We start from the raw sequence: 17156 nt of genomic DNA, 5'->3' as shown, positions 1-17156 counted from the left end.
GCAGCGGACAGTCCGGCACAACCGGATGCATCGATCGCCGAACCGGATCGATGCATCCGTTCTTCATTCAACCCGCCAATAGTTTCAGCCCGGCCGGCAGCGTTTCGCCGAACACGCGTGCCGTGTCGGCTTCATCGAACGCGATCGCTTCGCGCACCATGTCGATCCACGCCGCCGATGCGTTGGCCGCCGACAAACGCTTGATCACCGCTTCGCGCGTGTCGTCCGGCAAGTCGCGTTCGCGGTCGCCGGTCATGCGCGCGATTTGCGCCACCGCGAACGCCGCGGGTTCGACCTGTTTCCAGTCGAGCGCGAACAGCGCGTCGAGCCAGCGGTTCGCCACGTCGGCCGGCACGACACTGTGCGCGCTGCCGTAGAACGGCCGGCGCGCGCCGATCCGCCCGAGCGCCCACGCGCACAGCGTGCGCTCGGCCGGCTTCTGCAATTGCCCGATCAAACGCTCGGCCAATTCCACCTTGCGCTCGACCGGCAGCCGCTCGAGCGACGCCGACAAGCGCGTCATGTCGGCAGGGCCGACCTTGGCCGGATCGAACGGCAGCTTGCGGCGCTTGTCGTCGGACGGTTCGAGGAACGCGATCGCGTCGCGCACCTGCGTCTGCGCATCGTCGTCGAGGCCGCCGGCCGCGCGACGCCACAGCGTCCACCACTCGGACCACACCTGCGCGTCGTTCACGTACTGGATCCCGTCGTCGAACAGCGGCCAGAGCTGCTCGATGCGCCATGCGTCGAGCGGATGACCGAAGCCCGGACGCAGGCAATAGCCGGCAAGATTCAGCCACGCGCGTTCGTGATCGGCCGAACGCCGGCGCCGGCGCGCACGCGCGAGCAATGCGTCGAACAGTTCGCGCGCGAGCGCGACGTCCCACTCGTCGCGCGGGCCGAGCACCTGCTCCAGTTGCGCGCGCAACCGTCGCGTGTCCTTCGGCGTGACGTCCGCCGCCTTGCCGCCGAACGAACGGTCGATCAACTCGATCGCGTGGTCGACACGCGGATGGCGCGCGAGCGCGGCGTCGTCGCCCTGCGCGGGCGCATCGCCGCGCAGCTGGAATTCGAGCCGCCAGCGGCGCGACGCATCGTCGGTCGCGATGCAGTGCATTTCGAGCGTGCCGACCTCGGTCAGCGACGCGGTGAGTTTCACCGGCGTTTCGCGCGCATCACTGCCGGCCTTGCGGTCGACGACCGTCGCAATCGGCGGCAGCCGCACGAAATCGCCGCCGTCCAGGTCGACGAGATCGCCGGGCTGGTACACGGTGTCGGCCACCGTCGACACGAGGTGGAAACGCACCGGCTGCGCGAGCTGCAGCGCGAACGTGCGATCCTCGAGCCGGATCTCGCTGCCTTCTTCCGAACCGCGCGGCAGCAGGCAGACGCCGCGCGCCGCCGCGTCGCCGGCGCCATCGTCCAGCACCAGGAAATAGCTGCGCGCCGAGCCGCCGCCGATGCGCGGCGCATGCCCTGCCCGCGCGAGCCCGTAGGCCACCGCGCCGCGCGCGACCGCGACGTCCGGATGCGCGTTGTGCAGCACGTCGAGCGGCGCGCCGCGCCACGCGCCGAGCGTCTGCGCGAGACGGCCGGCGAGCGCGCCCGCGCGGAACACGCCGCCGTTGAGCAGCAGCGTGTCGGGCAGCGGGCCTTCCGCATGACGGTTCAGGAACGCGGCGACGTGCCGCGTGACGGCCGGGTCGCTCGCATACGGCAACCCGAATTCGACGATCGCGGCCCGCGCGCGACGCGGCAGTTCGCCGGCCGCGACCTGCGGAAAGAACCCGTCGACGACGATCTGCTCGACTTCCTGCCGCGTGAGCTCCGCCGAGCGCGCACCGCCGACGAGCTTGCTGCCCGCGCCGAGCAGCGTCACGGTGACGGACGCGGGCGCGTCGTCGCCGAGCAGCCGCTCCTTCGCCGCGCGGCAGCGCTCGACGAGCTGCGACAGGCTCGCGGCCGACAGCCGCGTGCCGGGCTCGGTCAGCCGCGTCTCGACCAGGCGCGCGAGCGCGAGATCCATGTTGTCGCCGCCGAGCATCAGGTGATTGCCGACGCCGACGCGCGTGAAGGTAGGCTCGCCGTCGTCGCCCGGCGCGACGTCGACGAGCGTGAGGTCGGTCGTGCCGCCGCCGACGTCGCAGATCAGCACGCGCCGCGCCGCGGCGAACGTGTCGCGCAACATCGCGCGCTGGCCGTACAACCAGTCGTAGAACGCGGCCTGCGGCTCTTCCAGCAGCCGCAGCGCCGGCAGTTTCGCGCGCCGGGCGGCCTCGACCGTCAATGCGCGCGCGCCGTCGTCGAACGACGCAGGCACCGTGAGGATCACGTCCTGCTTCGCGAGCGGCGCATCGGGGAAATGTGCGTCCCATGCGGCGCGCACGTGCGCGAGATAGCTCGCGCTCGCATCGACCGGCGACACCTTGTCGACGCCGTCGGCCGCGCCCCACGGCAGGATCGCCGCGAGCCGGTCGACCGATGCGTGCGACAACCAGCTCTTCGCGCTGGTCACGAGCCGGCCCGGCACCTGCGCGCCGAGCGTGCGCGCATAGCGGCCGATCACGGCCGGCGGTGCCTCGGTGGCGCCCGCCTTCGTGCCGGCCTTCGGATCGGCCGCCCACGGCAGGCGCAGCGCGTCCGGCGGCAGTTCGCCCGCCGCCGGGTGATAGCGCACCGACGGCAGCAGCGGCTGCGCCGCCACCGCGCCGGGGCCGACCAGCTGCTCGACGTCGAATACGCGGATCGCGTCGGAGCCGGCCTCGACGTACGCGACGACCGTGTTGCTCGTGCCGAGGTCGATGCCGACCGTATAGCGCTTCATCGCGCTCAGGCGGCGCCGCGCACGTCGAACTCGACCTTCCAGCGCTCGTCCGTGCCGCTCGGGATCGCCTCGAGTTCGAGCGTGCCGGCTTCGGTCACGCGCGCATGCAGCTTCACCGGCACGATCTCGCCGACCGTGCGCCCTTCGGCGGGCAGCGTCGCCTGGATTTCCTCGAGTTCCTGCAGCTCTTCCGGCGACCAGTAGTCGAGCAGCGTGCCGACCTGGTCCTGGCGGCGCACCGACGAACCGAAGAAGCGGAACTGCACCGGTTCGCCGACGACGAGGCCGAACTCCTGCGGCGGCAGCGCCGCATCCGAGCCTTCCTCCATCCCGAACGGCGCGACGCACAGCGCCTGCACCGGCGGCTCGAGCCCCGGCACCGCCGGCATCGCCGACTCGATCGCGACGTAGTACGCCCGCGCCGTGCCGCCGCGAATGCGCACGCCACGGCCGCGCTTCACGAAGCCGTAGTACGCCGCGCCGCGCGCGACCGCGAGATCGAGATCCGCGCCTTCGAGCAGGCGCGCGGGCGGCGCGCCTTCGGCGGCGAGCCAGCTGTTGAGCGTATCGAGCACGCGCTGCGTGAGCAGCGTCGACTTGAACACGCCGCCGTTGAACAGCACCGCGGTCGGATGCAGGAACGTCGCGCCTTGCGGCAGCGTGCGCTGCACGCCTTCGAGCGCGTCGAGCGCCGCGACCTGGCGGCCGAGGAACGCCGCCAGATGGCGCGTGATGCCCGCGTCCTGTGCATACGGCAGGCCGAGCTGCGTGAGGCCGACACGCGCGCGGCTCACCGGGCGCGCCGCCGCGTCGACTTGCGGGAAGAAGCCTTCGAGAATCGTCTGCGTGAGTTCCGCGCGCGTGAGCTCCGTGCGGATCGAGCCGCCGATCAGCTTCGAGCCGCGGCTCGGCACGACGAGCGGCACCGCGTCGGTGGCCGGATCGGACAGCAGCGTTTCCTTCGCGGCGCGGCACGCGTAGGTCAGTGCGCGCAGTTGCCACGGATCGGCCTGCGTGCCCTGCTGCGCGAGCTTGCGCGCGACCACGTGCGCGAGCGCGAGGTCCATGTTGTCGCCGCCGAGCAGAATGTGCTCGCCGACCGCCACGCGATGCAGTTCGAGATTGCCGTCGCGCTCGACCACCGCGATCAGCGACAGGTCGGTGGTGCCGCCGCCGACGTCGACGCACAGGATCAGGTCGCCGACCTGCACCTGCTTGCGCCAGCCGCCTTCGCTCTTCTGGATCCAGCTGTAGAGCGCCGCTTGCGGCTCCTCGAGCAGCGTCATCCGCGAGTAGCCGGCGGCGCGGGCGGCTTCCGCCGTCAGTTCGCGCGCGGCCGGGTCGAACGACGCGGGGATCGTGACCGTCACGTCCTGATCCGCGAACGGCGCATCGGGATGCGTGTGGTCCCACGCTTCGCGCAGGTGCGTCAGGTAGCGGATCGAGCTTTCCAGCGGCGACACGCGCGACACTTCGGGCGGCGCATCGCTCGGCAGAATCGCCGCGCGGCGATCGACGCCCGGGTGGCACAGCCAGCTCTTCGCGCTCGACACGAGGCGGATCGGCGTGCCCGCGCCGCGGGTGCGCGCCATCTCGCCGACCGCGAAGCCGCGCGAGGCCGTCCACGGCAGCGTCAGGTCGCCCTGCGTCAGCTCGCTTTCATGCGGAAGATAGAGGAACGACGGCAGCAGGTCGCGCGACTCCAGCGCGCCCGGCGCGGTCAGCTGCGCGATCGGCAGCACCTGCTGCGTGATCTTTTCGCCGTCGCTCGCGGCGCTGTCGACGTACGACAGCGCGCAGTGGGTCGTCCCGAGGTCGATACCGATCGAATAGCGCGGATCGCTCACAGTTCCACCTCCGCCGGTGCGATGACCGATGCGTCGTGGCTGCCCGTCAGCTTCGGCAGGCGCACGTCGGCCACCCGCCAGCCGCGATGGCTGACCGTGCCCGTGAACGGTGCCGAGCCGACCACGTTGCCCGTCACGCGCACGGCCGTCGCGTCGAAGCCGGCCGGCAGCGTCACGCGGCTGCCTTCGGCTTCGTCGCGCACCGGCACGATCGTGAAGTGTTCGCGCAGCGCGGCGCGGCAGCCGTCGTGCACGAGGCGGGCGGCGGCGCCGATGTCGGCGTCGCCGTAGCCGGCGATGTCTTCCTCGACGAAATCGATGAAGCGGGCGTCGCGCTGCAGCAGGCCGAGCAGTTGCAGGGCCGCTTGCGGGCTCGCTTCGCGCAGCTCGGGGGCCGGCGCCTTCACGGGCGCAGGCGCCGGGGCAGGTGCAGCAGCCGGCGCAACCGGGGCCGGAGCCGGTGCGGGTGCAACCGGCGCCGGGGCGCCGTCGCGCACGCGCAGCACGCCGGCCGCGAATTCGCGGTTGCCGATCACGGAGAAGAATGTGCCGACGGCCAGCGATAGCCGGCCGAAGAAGGACAGGTTCGATTCGGGCATGGGGTCTGGACTCCTGTGGGCTCGCGACACGGCGAGCATCTTGCCTGGGCGCCCGGCGGCGGCGTGCGATTGCGCACTGCCGCCGCCCGGCGCGTGATTCGGACGCACCCTCGCGGGTGCGGAAAACCCGTATTTTGCCCTGTGGCGGGCGAACCGGGCAGAAGTTGGGGGACAGATCGCGGCGGCGCACGCCTTTCGTGCCGCGCCGGATTGCGTCGGACTACACGTTATCGCGGGCCGAAGGCGATGTTGCGGCGCATCAGCGCGGCTTGCGGCGGCGCGCCGCCTTCGCTTCGAATTCGCGCGACAGCATGCCGAGCGTGACTTCGCCGAAGCGCGCGAGCAGCGCCGTCTCGGCCTCCTTCAGCGCCGCCGACAGATGCGCGTTGACCGCCTGTTCGACCAGGCATTCGGGCGTGTCCTCGGTCACCAGATCGGAGAACACCGGCGGCTCGCCCACCGCGCGATAGACGTCGAGCAGCGTGATGTCGTCGAGCGCGACGCTGAGCGCCCAGCCGCCGCCGTGGCCCTTCTCCGACTGCACGTAGCCGCAGTCGCGCAGCCCGCCGAGCAGGCGTCGCACGACGACCGGGTTCGTGCACAGCATCGTCGCGATCGCCTCCGACGTCAGCGGGCCATCGGCCTGGTCCATGTGGATCAGCGCATGCAGCATGCGCGACAAACGGCTATCGGTTCTCACGGACGGGCGGCTCCCACTCTCGAAACTTCTGAAGTTGCATGAATGATATCACCGTCCTATCATGCAACTTCTCGTGTTTCATGAGTTGGCCGCCATCGAAGCACGTCTTTCGTTCGTATGAACTCAAGAATCAGGAAAGGAGTGGACACATGCAGATGCATCATGACGTGATCGTGGTCGGCGGCAGCTTTGCCGGGCTGTCGGCCGCGATGCAGCTCGCGCGGGCGCGCCGCCGCGTGCTCGTGATCGACGCGGGCCGGCCGCGCAATCGCTTCGCCGAACAGGCGCACGGGTTTTTCGGGCAGGACGGCAAGCCGCCTGCGGAGATCGTCGCGCAAGCCGCCGCGCAACTGGCGGCCTATCCGACCGTGCAGCGGATCGCGGGCGAAGCGCGCACCGCCGAGCGCGACGCGAGCGGCGGCTTTCACGTAACGCTTTCGGACGGCAGCCGCGCGAGCGCCGACCGGCTGATCCTCGCCACCGGCATTCGCGACGAACTGCCCGCGTTGCCGGGGCTTGCGGAACGCTGGGGCATCAGCGTGCTGCACTGTCCGTATTGCCACGGCTACGAGGTGGCGGGCCGTCGGCTCGGCGTGCTGGCGACGCATCCGTTGTCCGTGCATCAGGCGATCCTGATTCCGGACTGGGGGCCGACGACGTGGTTCACGCAGGGCGTCGTCGAAGCAAACGAAGCGGAAACCGCGTTGCTCGGCGCGCGCGGCGTGCGTATCGAACGATCGCCCGTCGTCGACATCCTCGGCGATGCGCCGCGGATCGACGCGTTGCGGCTCGCGGACGGGCAAGTCGTTCCGGTCGATGCGCTGTTCATCGGTGCGCGAACGGAGATGGCGAGCGATCTCGCGCGACAGCTCGGCTGCGCGTTCGACGAAGGGCCGCTCGGGCAGGCGATTCGCGTCGATACGTGGAAGCAGACGAGCGTGCCCGGCGTGTTCGCGGCCGGCGACGCGTCGAGCCTGATGACGAATGCGACGTTCGCATCGGCGTCGGGGGTCGCGGCAGGAGTCGGCGCGCATCGGTCGTTGATTTTCGGACTGGGCGCGTGACGCGAGGTTTGACGAGGCGTCCGATCCCGTGGCCGTGGTGAGCGGCAGTGGCGTGGTATCTTCCATCGCCATGGGCCTCACCAACATTTCCGCCATCTCGTTCGATCTCGATGACACGCTGTGGCCGTTCGGACCTTCCGTCCAACGGGCCGAAGCGTCGCTGCATGCGTGGCTGACCGAGCATGCGCCCAACACCGCGAGCGTGCTGCCGACATCACACGCGTTGAGCGCGTTGCGCGACGAATACGAGCGCCTGCGGCCGGATCTCGTCAGCGACTATCGCGCGCTGCGAATCGGATCGATCCGGCTTGCGCTGGAACGCGCGAACGAAGACGTCACGCTGACCGACCGCGCATACGACGTGTTCTATTCCGCGCGGAACCAGGTCGAGTTCTTCGACGATGCGTTGCCGGCGCTCGCGTGGTTGAGCGCGCGGTTTCCGTTGATCGCGGTGACCAACGGCAATGCCGATTTGCGGCTGACCGGCGGCGGCGAGTTCTTTCGCGAGACGCTCAGCGCGCGGGCGTTCGGGTTCGCGAAGCCGGAGCCGGAAATCTTTCATGCGGCCGCCGCGGCGCTCGGTGTGCATGCGGCGGAACTGCTACACGTCGGCGACGACTTTCACCTCGATATCGTCGGTGCGTTGAATGCGGGGTTGCAGGCGGCCTGGGTCGTGCGCGATGAACGTCCGGAAGCGGAGCACGCCGCGCATCGCGCCCCGTCTCGGCATCTGACCGTTCGCGACTTGTCGGCGCTATGTCGTGCGCTGGGTGGGCCTGTCGCGGGAGGGGGGGGTGTGTAGCTGAGTAACCTCCCACGCTTTCCTGCAAGGACATTTGGAATTCTGATTTGGCTTGTTCGATGTAGACTTTCTTCCCGCTCCGCCGCTTGACGTACGTGCCAACCCGAGCAGGTCAATCCACTCGATCGGATTCGGCGCGTACTGCCAAACGTTGATGCCGCCTTCCAGCCCAATCGGATCCTTACTAATAAACCGCCCACTATCCGGATCGCAATACCGATACCGGCTGTGATGCAGCCCCGTTTCCTCATCCCGATACGCTCCCAAAACCGGAACGTATGACCTGCGTCGCGCTCACAATTCGGCTAAGAGTGATGGAGGGGAACAGTCATCTGGCACTATATTTTCGTATCGATACCATCTGGCCCAACAGTGTTACTTACCTCAACACCCTCCAAGTCAAAACCCGAATTCGGTTCTCTACCAAACAGCGCAACAAAAAGATCATGTACAAACTGCCGCTTATCCTCAATTTCATCCAATGGAATATCTTGCGGCAACAACGCCCTCCAATTAGCCTCCCATGAATTCGATACGAGCACATATTCCAGAACATCAGAAACCATGGCTTTTGAAACCGGTCCAAATCTCTCGAATCTTACTCTCATCTCCCCAAAAAGCCGACGCACGTCATCTTCACAATTAATATAAAAATCATCCAATTCATCATCCGTCATTGAATACAGATAATAATATAATGGCCCGATATAGCTAAAATTGATGATTTTTTTCATAACGAAGGCAATTTCGGAAATGCCGTGACGATACTTCCATCCCGACGAACAATAGTAACATCTGACGCGCTCAATACTGGACCGCCGCCCTTTCGATAACCTTCCCCTACGGTTCTGCCCATATCAAACGTTATTGAGCTTTCCCCACTCGCGTTCATCTTTGCTGTGCCGCGCTGAATGGCGTCCAATTGATCAACATTACTCACAAACCGCGTCGAATCGGTCGGACGTGGACGCTTAAGGCACGGACAGTCAGGCGGGATTCCCGTCACAGCACGATGCTCTTGCTGAGCAAGTGTTGTCCCAGCTCCATGACGAGAATACGCATGCCCGCCTCCTTTCGCGTCGATATCTTGCAGAATATTGCCTGCACGACGGTTCGCACGATTCCCGGCCAAACCTAAAGGATCAATCCACTCGGTACCGTTCGGTGCATATTGATAAGTATTCAGCCCGCCTTGCAACCCAATCGGATCCTTACTAATAAACCGCCCACTATCCGGATCATAGTACCGATACCGGTTGTAATGCAGCCCCGTCTCCTCATCCCGATACTGCCCCTGAAACCGGATCGCATTACCCGTGTCATACCGCTCCGGCGTCTCCCGCCAGACCGTCGTCGTCTCCCCACCCCACGCCCGATACCGCCCCAGCCACACCACCTTCCCCGATTCATCCAGCAGTTCCTGCGGTGTCCCCAGATGATCGTTCTGATAGAACAGCGTCGCATGCCGCGTCTTCGCCGGCACCTGCACAAACCGCCCGTTCGCGTCCGTCGTGACGAACGGCGCCTCCACCAGCATCTCATCCAGCCGCGCGAGCGGCACGAACGTCCCCGGTTCGTGCAGATACAGCGACGCACCCTGCCATTGACACTGCTCCCTGAACGTATGCGCCCTCTGTGCGACCGGCACCGAATACGCATCGTCCGGCTCCTCCCGCACGAGTTGCGGCGGCCGAGACGTCATCGGCTCGTGTTCGCCCGGCTGCAGCGGGAATATATGGAATCGCTCCTCCATCAGCAGCACATCGCCATCCCACGTGAATACGGTCCGTTCGATACTGCGGTCCTTTCTCGCGACCTCCTTCACCGTCCGACGTCCGAACGCGTCATACGAGAAGCGCACGTGCAATTCCGGCTTCACCGTGCCCGGAATCCAGGCTGTGCCACTTTTCGTTCGCTCGATCCGGTCGACTTCGTGCGCCGCCGGCGGTTTCGCATAGCGCTTCGCCAGGCTGAGTCGATGCGCGGCGTCATACTCGTACAGCCAGGTCACGCCCCCCGGTTCCCTCTTCCGCACCAGATTCCCGTGCGCATCGTGCTCATAGCGCGTGCGGTTCAACTCCTTCAGCACGTTCCCCACGCACTTCGGCAGCGCCTTTTCCCAATTGCGCCACACCTCGCACTCACTCGCCAGCTCCATGCGTCGCGCGAGTTGCGCCTCCGGCAACCGTTCGCCCGGATGCGCTTCCCACCACGCGCGATCCTGCGCCATCTGGCGCTGCATCCGCCCCATCACCGACTCCACCGGTTCGTCGGTCGGACGCGGCGGAATCTTGTCGGGATCCACCGGATTGCCCGCGGGATCGAACGCAAACACTTCCGTCAGATCGAGCGTCGTGGCCCTCAGCAAACGCCCCGTCGGGTCATACGTGTAGTCGGTCACGCCGCGCGCGCGATCCTCGATGCGCATCAGTTGGCCAGCCGCGTCGTACTGAAACCGGCGTCCCGCGATCCAGTCCGCAAGCCGTGCGTTCACATCGCGACGCACGATCATGCGCTGCAGTCGTCCGGCCGGATCGTATTCCCGTGTCTGTTCGAAGCCACGATACCGCCGCACGATCTCGCGATGCAGCTTGTCGCGCTCGAAATCCGCGAGCGGCTGGCCGTCCAGCAGCACGCCGTGCAGATGACCCGAGCCGTAGCGCAACCAGTCGATCGTCCGGGTATTGGGCAGGTGCGTACGCGTCCGGTTGCCGAGCGCATCGTATTCATGGCGCGTCACCGACGTATATTCGCCGTCGATATCCGGACGCACCGTTTGCTCCTCGGCGATCAGATTGTCTGCATCGTCGTAATGCAGGTACACGCGGCTCCCGAAGCCCTGCGCGGTCATCAAACGACCGCGGGCGTCGTAATAAAAATGCTCGATCACCTGACCACGACCGCCCGCCCCCTTCGTCTCGCGCCGTGTGAGGCGGCCGAGTGGATCGCGCGTATAGGTCGTCTCGATATCGCCGGCCTGCGAACCGATCAATTGCCCCGCATCGTCCCATCGGTAGTAAGTCGTGCTGCCGTCGAAATCCCTCTGCTCGATCAGCCGGCTCAACGGGTCGTAGCCGAATCGCGTCTGATCGCCGTTCTCGTTGGTCAGTCGGTCCAGGCGCCATTGCCGGTCGTATCCATACGCGAGTTCGCGCCCCGCCGCATCCTTGCGCCACGTCGGTTGTCGACGCGCATTGAACGTGTATTCGGTGAGTTGCCCCGCGCCGTCGCGGTAGGTCTGCAGGTTGCCTTCGCCGTCCCACGTGAAATGTTCTTCGGTGCCATCCGGATACGCGACGCTGACGAACTGTCCGCGTGCATCGCACCGGTAGCGCGTGATGTGACCTTCGGCGTCGGCGATCCGCGACAGATGGCCACGCTCGTCGTAGCCGTATCGCGTCGTGTGGCCCGAGCAATCGGTCGCCTCGGTCAACCGCAACGCGTGGTCGTAGCGGAAGCGTTGCACACCGCCCTTCGGGTCGGTCAGCGACAGCAACTCGCTCTGCGCGCCCCACGCATAGCGGGTCGTGCGTCCAGACGCATCGGTCACCGAAACCGGGCGGCCAAGCGCGTCGTATGCGGTTTGCGTGATGCGTCCGTCCGGTGCCGTCACCTGCACCGGCCGCCCGTTCTCGTCGTACTCGGTACGGGTCGTATTGCCGAGCGCATCGGTTTCGGTCGTCAGGCGGCCGTGCGCGTCGTACGCGAAGCGTTGTGTGTAGCCGAGCGCGTTTTTGGTGCCGACCAGGCGATTCCGCTCGTCCCATTCGTATGCATCGGACGAGCCGTCGGCGTGTTCGACCAGCACGATCCGGTTGTCGGAGTCGTATCGATGGATCGTCGCGTGGCCGTCTGCATCGGTGACCACCGTGTACCAGTGCTCGCGGTGATATGCGAAATGCGTGTCGTCTTGCGGCGGCTGGTCTTCGTTGCCGAACCACGTGCGCACGCACTTTGCGTCCGACCGCGCCGGCATGCCTTCCCGACGCCCCGGCCAGTCCCAGGCGAGGTTCGCGGCGTGCCTGTTGAAATCCGTATAGCGCGTGAGCAGATGCTGCTCGTACGTATAGGTACGCCGGAACCCGAGCATGTCGACGTGGCCGATGAGATCGCCTTCGGCGCTGTACGCGTAGCGCGCCAGCGCCTCGGTGACGAGACCCGGTACGCCGGAGCGGTAGATGGCGGAAACCCGGCCGTCGACGTAATCAATGTGGATCGCGTTTCCTGCATCGTCACCGATCATGACGAGTTCGTTCGCGGCGTTATAAGTGAAGCCCAGACCCAGGCCGTCGCGGTTCGTACGGGAGACGAGGCGATAGCGGACCCGCATCGCCGTACCGTGTCGCTCATAGCGTTCGCGCGACCCGTCCGGATACGCGAGCAGTACATGTCGTGCATCCGGACGCCCCACGGTGAACTGCTCAGTCGGCACGTCGACCGATTCGCCGGTCGCCACTGGCGGCAGCGGCACCGCTCGCCCGTCCGGATCGAAAAACGTCAGTGCGCCATCCCGTTCCTCGAGCGACAGGTGATACGGACTGCTCCAGCGCGCCCCGAGCGGACTCGCATCGTATGCGGCAAGGCTCGACCGGTAGCGACGCTTCCACACGATCGGCACAACTGCGTCGAGCACGAAGTCGGTCTGCTCGAGGTTCTCGTCACCCATCGCATAGTTGACCGGCTTCGCGCTCGCGGTCTGCGGGCATCCGCATCCGTCCTTCGCCGGCAACGGACTCGGCATCGCGCCTTTCTGCGTCGAATCACGGTGCTCGCCTGGCTTGCGATGAGGTTCGCGCATCGTGCCCGGCGTGGCCTGGGCCACATGCGACGGAATCTGGCGCGCCTTCCTCGTCTTGATTTCGACGGCAATCTGCGCGGCCATGAACAGCAGGCTGCCGGCCTCTTCCACACTGCCGAATGCGGCGCTCAGCATCGATTCCGTTTGCCGGTCGAACTCGTCCAGCCACGCAACGATCGCGTCGCGCTGGCCGGATAGCCGGAGAAGCTGGTCGATGCCGACGAGCGCGATCTCCTCCGTCGACGGAACCCATGACAGGAAACCCGTGTTCTTCCTAATTCGCCCCATCTGCTCGGCAGTCGACACCGGGTTCAGCACGAAGCGCCGCACCGTGCGCGACGCTTCGCGCACGCTCTTGACGATGTCACCCTTCCATTGCCGGAGATGGGTATCGAGCTCCGCCATGAACGCAAGCACGTCGCCGCCGGCCGTCGCCCAGAACAGATCGACCAGCACGGCGGCGCCCGCCCCCTTCGCGAAGGCGAGCAGCACCTCCTTGACGACCGCGCGCGCCGGCCGCGTCGCATTGCCTGCAGCCGGCACGACGCCGATCGCGTCGATCGCGAGAATCCCCCAGTTGATCACTTTCTTCGTGCCGCCCGGCTCGCTGCAGATCCGGTAGATGTCCACGCCGACGTCATACAGCGACATCGCATTGCCGGCGAACGGCACCATGTACAGGCACTGCACGAATATCTCGCGGCTGTGGTCCCGGACCGATTCGGCGCCGGCAGCGGTCAACCGCGGCGATGTTTCAGTCGCGGGAAACGGACTGACGATGACGCGCCGCGCTTCCGCGTTTTGCCGGAGGTCCTTCGGGATCGGGCGCTGAGGGGTGGTGGGCGTTGCGGTTCCAGTCATGGGTTGTTATCGATTCTGAACAGGAAAAGAAGACGGCGCGCCAGTCAGCGCGACACGATGGACTTGCGGAGATCCGGAGCAACGTCGGGCACCGTAGCCGCCGTGCCGTCGGCAACGGAATGCGCGAGCGGTCCAGCCCCGCTCGAAGCAAACGCAGCGACATCGCCCTGCGCGACGCTCGAAGCAACACGCGCCGCCGTCGCCTCGATCGATGCGGCCGACTCCAGTGCGCGCTTCGCGGCTCCGGTACCCGTCATCGCTGCAGCCAACGTTGCCCCGACAAGACTCGGCACGGCCGGCGCTACGGCGGCTTCACCTGGCGCAACAAATTGCGGTGCCCCCTTCGGTTCATCCCACTTGCGCGTGCGGTCAAGAAGATCGTGGCCCTCCTCGAAATACTCGACCGCACCGCCCCCGCGCGGCACATTCGCCACCGTGCCTCTTCCATCGGCATCCAGCCGCCCGTCGCGCCATGACCCGTCCGCGAACGTCACGCGATAGGGTGCATGCCTGACCGGCTCGCCGTTCGGGTAGGCGTGCCAGAGCTGCATCCCCGTTTTTTCCTGTTCGGGCATCAGCGGCAATGCCTGTCGCCGCGTCGAAGGTGGCCCGACGCGCAACAACCCATTCAAACGGATTTCGGCGGCACTCCCGATCTCCACCATTCCGCCTTCGAGCTTGATATACGCACCACCGCACATCAGTACCAAAGCCTTGTGCGCGTTCAGCGTCACAGCATCCGATGTGCTCGCAATCGTCACGCCCTTCAACGCCGTCAGTTCGAGCGCATCGGCTTGTGCCTGCACGTCGACCTTGCCGGCCCCCGCATACAACTTCATCCCCTGCGTATTCGCAAACAGGGACACCGCATTACCCGCTGCAACCGTATAGTTGCCGCCGATCGCCGCATCCGCATTGCCGCCCGTCGTCGTGAAGAGATGTCCGCCAGCAGCCAGTTGCATGTGCTCGCCGCTGGTCACGGCGACCCCATGCGGCGCGGACGCAAGCAGCACGGCTGCTTCGAGGTCGCGGACCTGCGATTCGAGCAACGCCTGCTGCGCCTCGCATGCCGCCACCGTCGCGCGCGCCTTCGCAACCGCATCGGTCAGACTCCGCATGCGGGATTGCGCTGCTTCGAGCTGCTGCCGCGCAACCGTCATGTCGAAAGCGTGCCCGCCCGCATTCGACTGCGCATCGGCCGACAGGAACAGTCCCTTGCCGGCACGCAATGCACCGCGCTCGTCGGTTCGGACTTCGAACCCGTCGCCACGCGCCGCCTTGCGCGCGTCGACCAGATGACCGAGATTGATCTGCGTCTTGCCACCGTAGTCGGTCGACAACTTGATGCCTTCGTGCCCCTTCCAGTCCTCGAAACGCAGCTTGTTGTTCGCTCGCGTGCGAATTACGTTGCGCGTGTTGAAGGCATCCCGGCTCGTGACCAGATCGACGGCCTGACCGTGATGCTGCGCATGCGCGATATACGGCCGGTTCGGGTCGCCGCCGGCAAATGCCACCGCGACCTCGGTGTCGGCCAGCAGCGGAAAGTGGAAGCCTGTCTGGTGACTGCCCGCGAAGGGCTTGGCGAGCCGCAGCGGTACGCATTCGCCGCCGGCCGGCCATGCGTCGAAGTCGAAATCAAAGCGGACCGTGTAACAGCCGTCGCTCGTCAGATGTGCATACGGCGAGGCGTCGGGAGCGGTCACGCGCGCGGACAACGTACCCGCAATCGTCGGCCAGCGACGCTCGTCGAGCTTCAGGCGAAACGGCCGGCCGCATGGAATCGCATCGAACGTATTGATGTACGACGCGTCGCACCCGCCCGCATGACGGACCGAAACGATCACGATCCCGTGCGGCGCATCGACGGGTTGCTCGTCGAGCTTGGCGACCAGTCCCGGTGCGAAATCCACCACCGAACTCTTGCCTGAATACGTGACCTGCCATGCGAGCGCCGCTTCGTGACGCAATTGCGCCGCGCGCCGGGCTTCGTCGCCGTCCAGATGATGCGTGCCGTACACGTAGCTCGCGCCCCAAGTCGTAGGGTCGTCCCGCGCGATGTTTGCTTCGGCATCGAACCGGCCCTGCGCGTTGTCGGCGTTGTAATCCGCGACCTTGATCGAGCGGGGAATCGTTTCGCTCGACGATTCGAGCGAAAGCACGGCCTCGTGGCCGCTTTCGAGCCCGCTTGCCTCGCGGTACGGAATGACGATCTGCGGACGGTACGTATAGGCATCCACATCATCGCCAAAATGCAGTTCGTCGCCATGCTGTCCTGCCCGGAAGAAGCAGAACAGCCCCGTCTGCTCCATCAGCAGGCGGATGTAGTCCCAATCGGACATCCGGTACTGCATACGGAATGCAAGACGCGGATACGCATGCCGCAACTTGAACGAGAACTGATGCGTGCGAAATTCGTGCCGCCTCAGGATCGATTCGATGATCTCGGGCGCGGATTGCTGCTGATGGACGCGCGTTGCCTCGACGAGGCGCAGGCGCGCAACGAACGGCTCGACGACGATTCGGTAAGACACGAAATCGCGCGTCTTGCGAATCTGGCCAAACGCGGTGATACAGCCGGCGAATCGACGCACCGCGTCTGTGGCGCCATTCGCGCCCGGTGGCTCGATCGTGAAGGTGGCGGGGCGATTGAGGTAATCGGTACGTGCAAGCGGAACCGCGCTCGTCAGCGTCACCGCGATCCGATAGGGCTCGCCGAGTCGCTCATCGAGCACGAACGACATGATCGACAGATCCTGCGCCGCGGGTGCGCCGGGCACCTCGAGGAAATACGACTGACGACCGGTTATCCACTGCGCGAGCGCACGTTGTGTATCTCGTTCTCGGGCCATGCTTTTCTCTCAGCAACCATCTTTGTTCTCGGAAGCTGAAGGGATAAAGGATGGCCGGATTCGCGTCCAGCGAATGGCAACGATCTGCAACAATGTTCAGGGTCGATCACGCCCACCGACATGACCGACCACCATTTCAAACCGCCTCACGCCGCCTTGCGCGCATCCGCGATCCGCTGCGGCGCCTTCGGCCGCGCATACAGCCGCTCGACATACGCACGCAACTGCGGAAACGCATCGATCAGATGGCACTCGTCGGCCCAGTCGATCAGATACACCGTCACGCAATCGGCCACCGTCAGCGTATCGCCGACGATGAATTCGCGCCCTTCCAGATGCCGGTCGAGAATCGCGGCCATCGTCGCGAAATCCTCGCGCGCCAACTCGATATCGGCCGGCAGCCGCTTCTCGGGCGGATAGATGAACGAATGCCGCGTGATGCGCCACAGCGGCTGCTCGAGCTCCGTCACCGCGAACATGACCCACCGGTACGCCTGCGCACGCAGCGCCGGATCGACGGGCAGCAGCGCCTTCCCCGGATACTTGTCCGCGAGATACAGCACGATCGCGGCGGACTCCGGAATCACGAGATCGCCATCCACCAGCACGGGCACCTTGCCCGCCGGATTGAGACGCAGGAATTCGGGCCGCTTGTGCTCGCCCGCCAGCAGGTTGACCGACACGAACTCGAAATCCGCATCGAGCTCCTTGAGCCCCCAGAGCGCGCGTTGCGAACGCGTGCCGGCGAATCCGTAAAGCTTCATTACATGTCTCCATCGAAAATGTCGGTGAAATCTCCGCATGCAGGCAAC

General features: G+C 66.0%; 11 protein-coding genes. 2 read left to right on the top strand and 9 right to left on the bottom strand.

The window, feature by feature from the left end; genetic code table 11:
• Nucleotides 1-67: 67 nt before the first annotated feature.
• The 4 genes from DCN14_RS02880 to DCN14_RS02865 all read right to left on the bottom strand — a co-directional run bounded on the left by DCN14_RS02880 (nt 68) and on the right by DCN14_RS02865 (nt 5970).
• Nucleotides 68-2824, bottom strand: coding sequence for an Hsp70 family protein (locus tag DCN14_RS02880; RefSeq protein ID WP_096500270.1), 2757 nt, complete (start codon nt 2822-2824; stop codon nt 68-70).
• Between the two features lie 5 nt (nt 2825-2829).
• The gene (locus DCN14_RS02875; RefSeq protein ID WP_096500272.1) at nt 2830-4671 is read right to left on the bottom strand and encodes an Hsp70 family protein; all 1842 of its coding nucleotides are present in this window, start codon (nt 4669-4671) and stop codon (nt 2830-2832) included.
• Nucleotides 4668-5270 carry a DUF2760 domain-containing protein gene (locus DCN14_RS02870; RefSeq protein WP_096500274.1) on the bottom strand — a complete coding sequence of 201 codons (603 nt, stop codon included), beginning with the start codon at nt 5268-5270 and terminating at the stop codon, nt 4668-4670. Before DCN14_RS02870 ends, DCN14_RS02875 begins: the two co-directional genes overlap by 4 nt.
• 259 nt (nt 5271-5529) lie before the next feature.
• Nucleotides 5530-5970, bottom strand: coding sequence for an Rrf2 family transcriptional regulator (locus DCN14_RS02865; RefSeq protein ID WP_096500276.1), 441 nt, complete (start codon nt 5968-5970; stop codon nt 5530-5532).
• 149 nt (nt 5971-6119) lie between these two features.
• Between DCN14_RS02865 and DCN14_RS02860 the strand changes: the two genes are divergently transcribed.
• Nucleotides 6120-7034 carry an NAD(P)/FAD-dependent oxidoreductase gene (locus tag DCN14_RS02860; RefSeq protein WP_096500278.1) on the top strand — a complete coding sequence of 305 codons (915 nt, stop codon included), beginning with the start codon at nt 6120-6122 and terminating at the stop codon, nt 7032-7034.
• Nucleotides 7035-7104: 70 nt separating this feature from the next.
• Nucleotides 7105-7836, top strand: a complete 732-nt coding sequence (locus tag DCN14_RS02855) for an HAD-IA family hydrolase (protein WP_096500280.1) — start codon at nt 7105-7107, stop codon at nt 7834-7836.
• On the opposite strand, the gene DCN14_RS02850 is transcribed toward DCN14_RS02855, so the two are convergent.
• From DCN14_RS02850 to DCN14_RS02835, 5 genes are all read right to left on the bottom strand, one after another.
• A complete protein-coding gene (locus DCN14_RS02850; RefSeq protein WP_096500282.1) occupies nt 7789-8103 on the bottom strand; it encodes an RHS repeat-associated core domain-containing protein in 315 nt (104 codons plus the stop codon). The two genes, DCN14_RS02855 and DCN14_RS02850, sit on opposite strands and share 48 nt — an antisense overlap.
• Before the next feature lie 71 nt (nt 8104-8174).
• Nucleotides 8175-8570, bottom strand: a complete 396-nt coding sequence (locus tag DCN14_RS37805; RefSeq protein WP_143331635.1) for a hypothetical protein — start codon at nt 8568-8570, stop codon at nt 8175-8177.
• Nucleotides 8567-13495: an RHS repeat-associated core domain-containing protein gene (locus DCN14_RS02845; protein ID WP_240327249.1), complete on the bottom strand. Its 4929-nt coding sequence runs from the start codon at nt 13493-13495 to the stop codon at nt 8567-8569. Before DCN14_RS02845 ends, DCN14_RS37805 begins: the two co-directional genes overlap by 4 nt.
• A 44-nt stretch (nt 13496-13539) precedes the next feature.
• On the bottom strand, nt 13540-16344 hold the full coding sequence (gene vgrG, locus DCN14_RS02840; RefSeq protein WP_096500284.1) for a type VI secretion system Vgr family protein: 2805 nt from the start codon (nt 16342-16344) through the stop codon (nt 13540-13542).
• Between the two features lie 146 nt (nt 16345-16490).
• A complete protein-coding gene (locus DCN14_RS02835) occupies nt 16491-17108 on the bottom strand; it encodes a glutathione S-transferase family protein (RefSeq protein WP_096500286.1) in 618 nt (205 codons plus the stop codon).
• Between the last annotated feature and the right edge of the window lie 48 nt (nt 17109-17156).

Origin of the sequence: Burkholderia sp. IDO3 (genome assembly GCF_003366075.1) — a bacterium.
GTDB lineage: Bacteria > Pseudomonadota > Gammaproteobacteria > Burkholderiales > Burkholderiaceae > Burkholderia > Burkholderia anthina.
The sequence above is the reverse complement of the archived record's forward strand: the minus strand, read 5'-3'. Positions and strand labels throughout refer to the sequence as shown.

Coding starts and splice junctions, on each gene's coding strand:
- DCN14_RS02835 (WP_096500286.1), bottom strand. CDS start 17,108: ATGAAGCTTTACGGATTCGCCGGCACGCGTTCGCAACGCGCGCTCTGG.
- DCN14_RS02870 (WP_096500274.1), bottom strand. CDS start 5,270: ATGCCCGAATCGAACCTGTCCTTCTTCGGCCGGCTATCGCTGGCCGTC.
- DCN14_RS02855 (WP_096500280.1), top strand. CDS start 7,105: ATGGGCCTCACCAACATTTCCGCCATCTCGTTCGATCTCGATGACACG.
- DCN14_RS02845 (WP_240327249.1), bottom strand. CDS start 13,495: ATGACTGGAACCGCAACGCCCACCACCCCTCAGCGCCCGATCCCGAAG.
- vgrG (WP_096500284.1), bottom strand. CDS start 16,344: ATGGCCCGAGAACGAGATACACAACGTGCGCTCGCGCAGTGGATAACC.
- DCN14_RS02860 (WP_096500278.1), top strand. CDS start 6,120: ATGCAGATGCATCATGACGTGATCGTGGTCGGCGGCAGCTTTGCCGGG.
- DCN14_RS02880 (WP_096500270.1), bottom strand. CDS start 2,824: ATGAAGCGCTATACGGTCGGCATCGACCTCGGCACGAGCAACACGGTC.
- DCN14_RS37805 (WP_143331635.1), bottom strand. CDS start 8,570: ATGAAAAAAATCATCAATTTTAGCTATATCGGGCCATTATATTATTAT.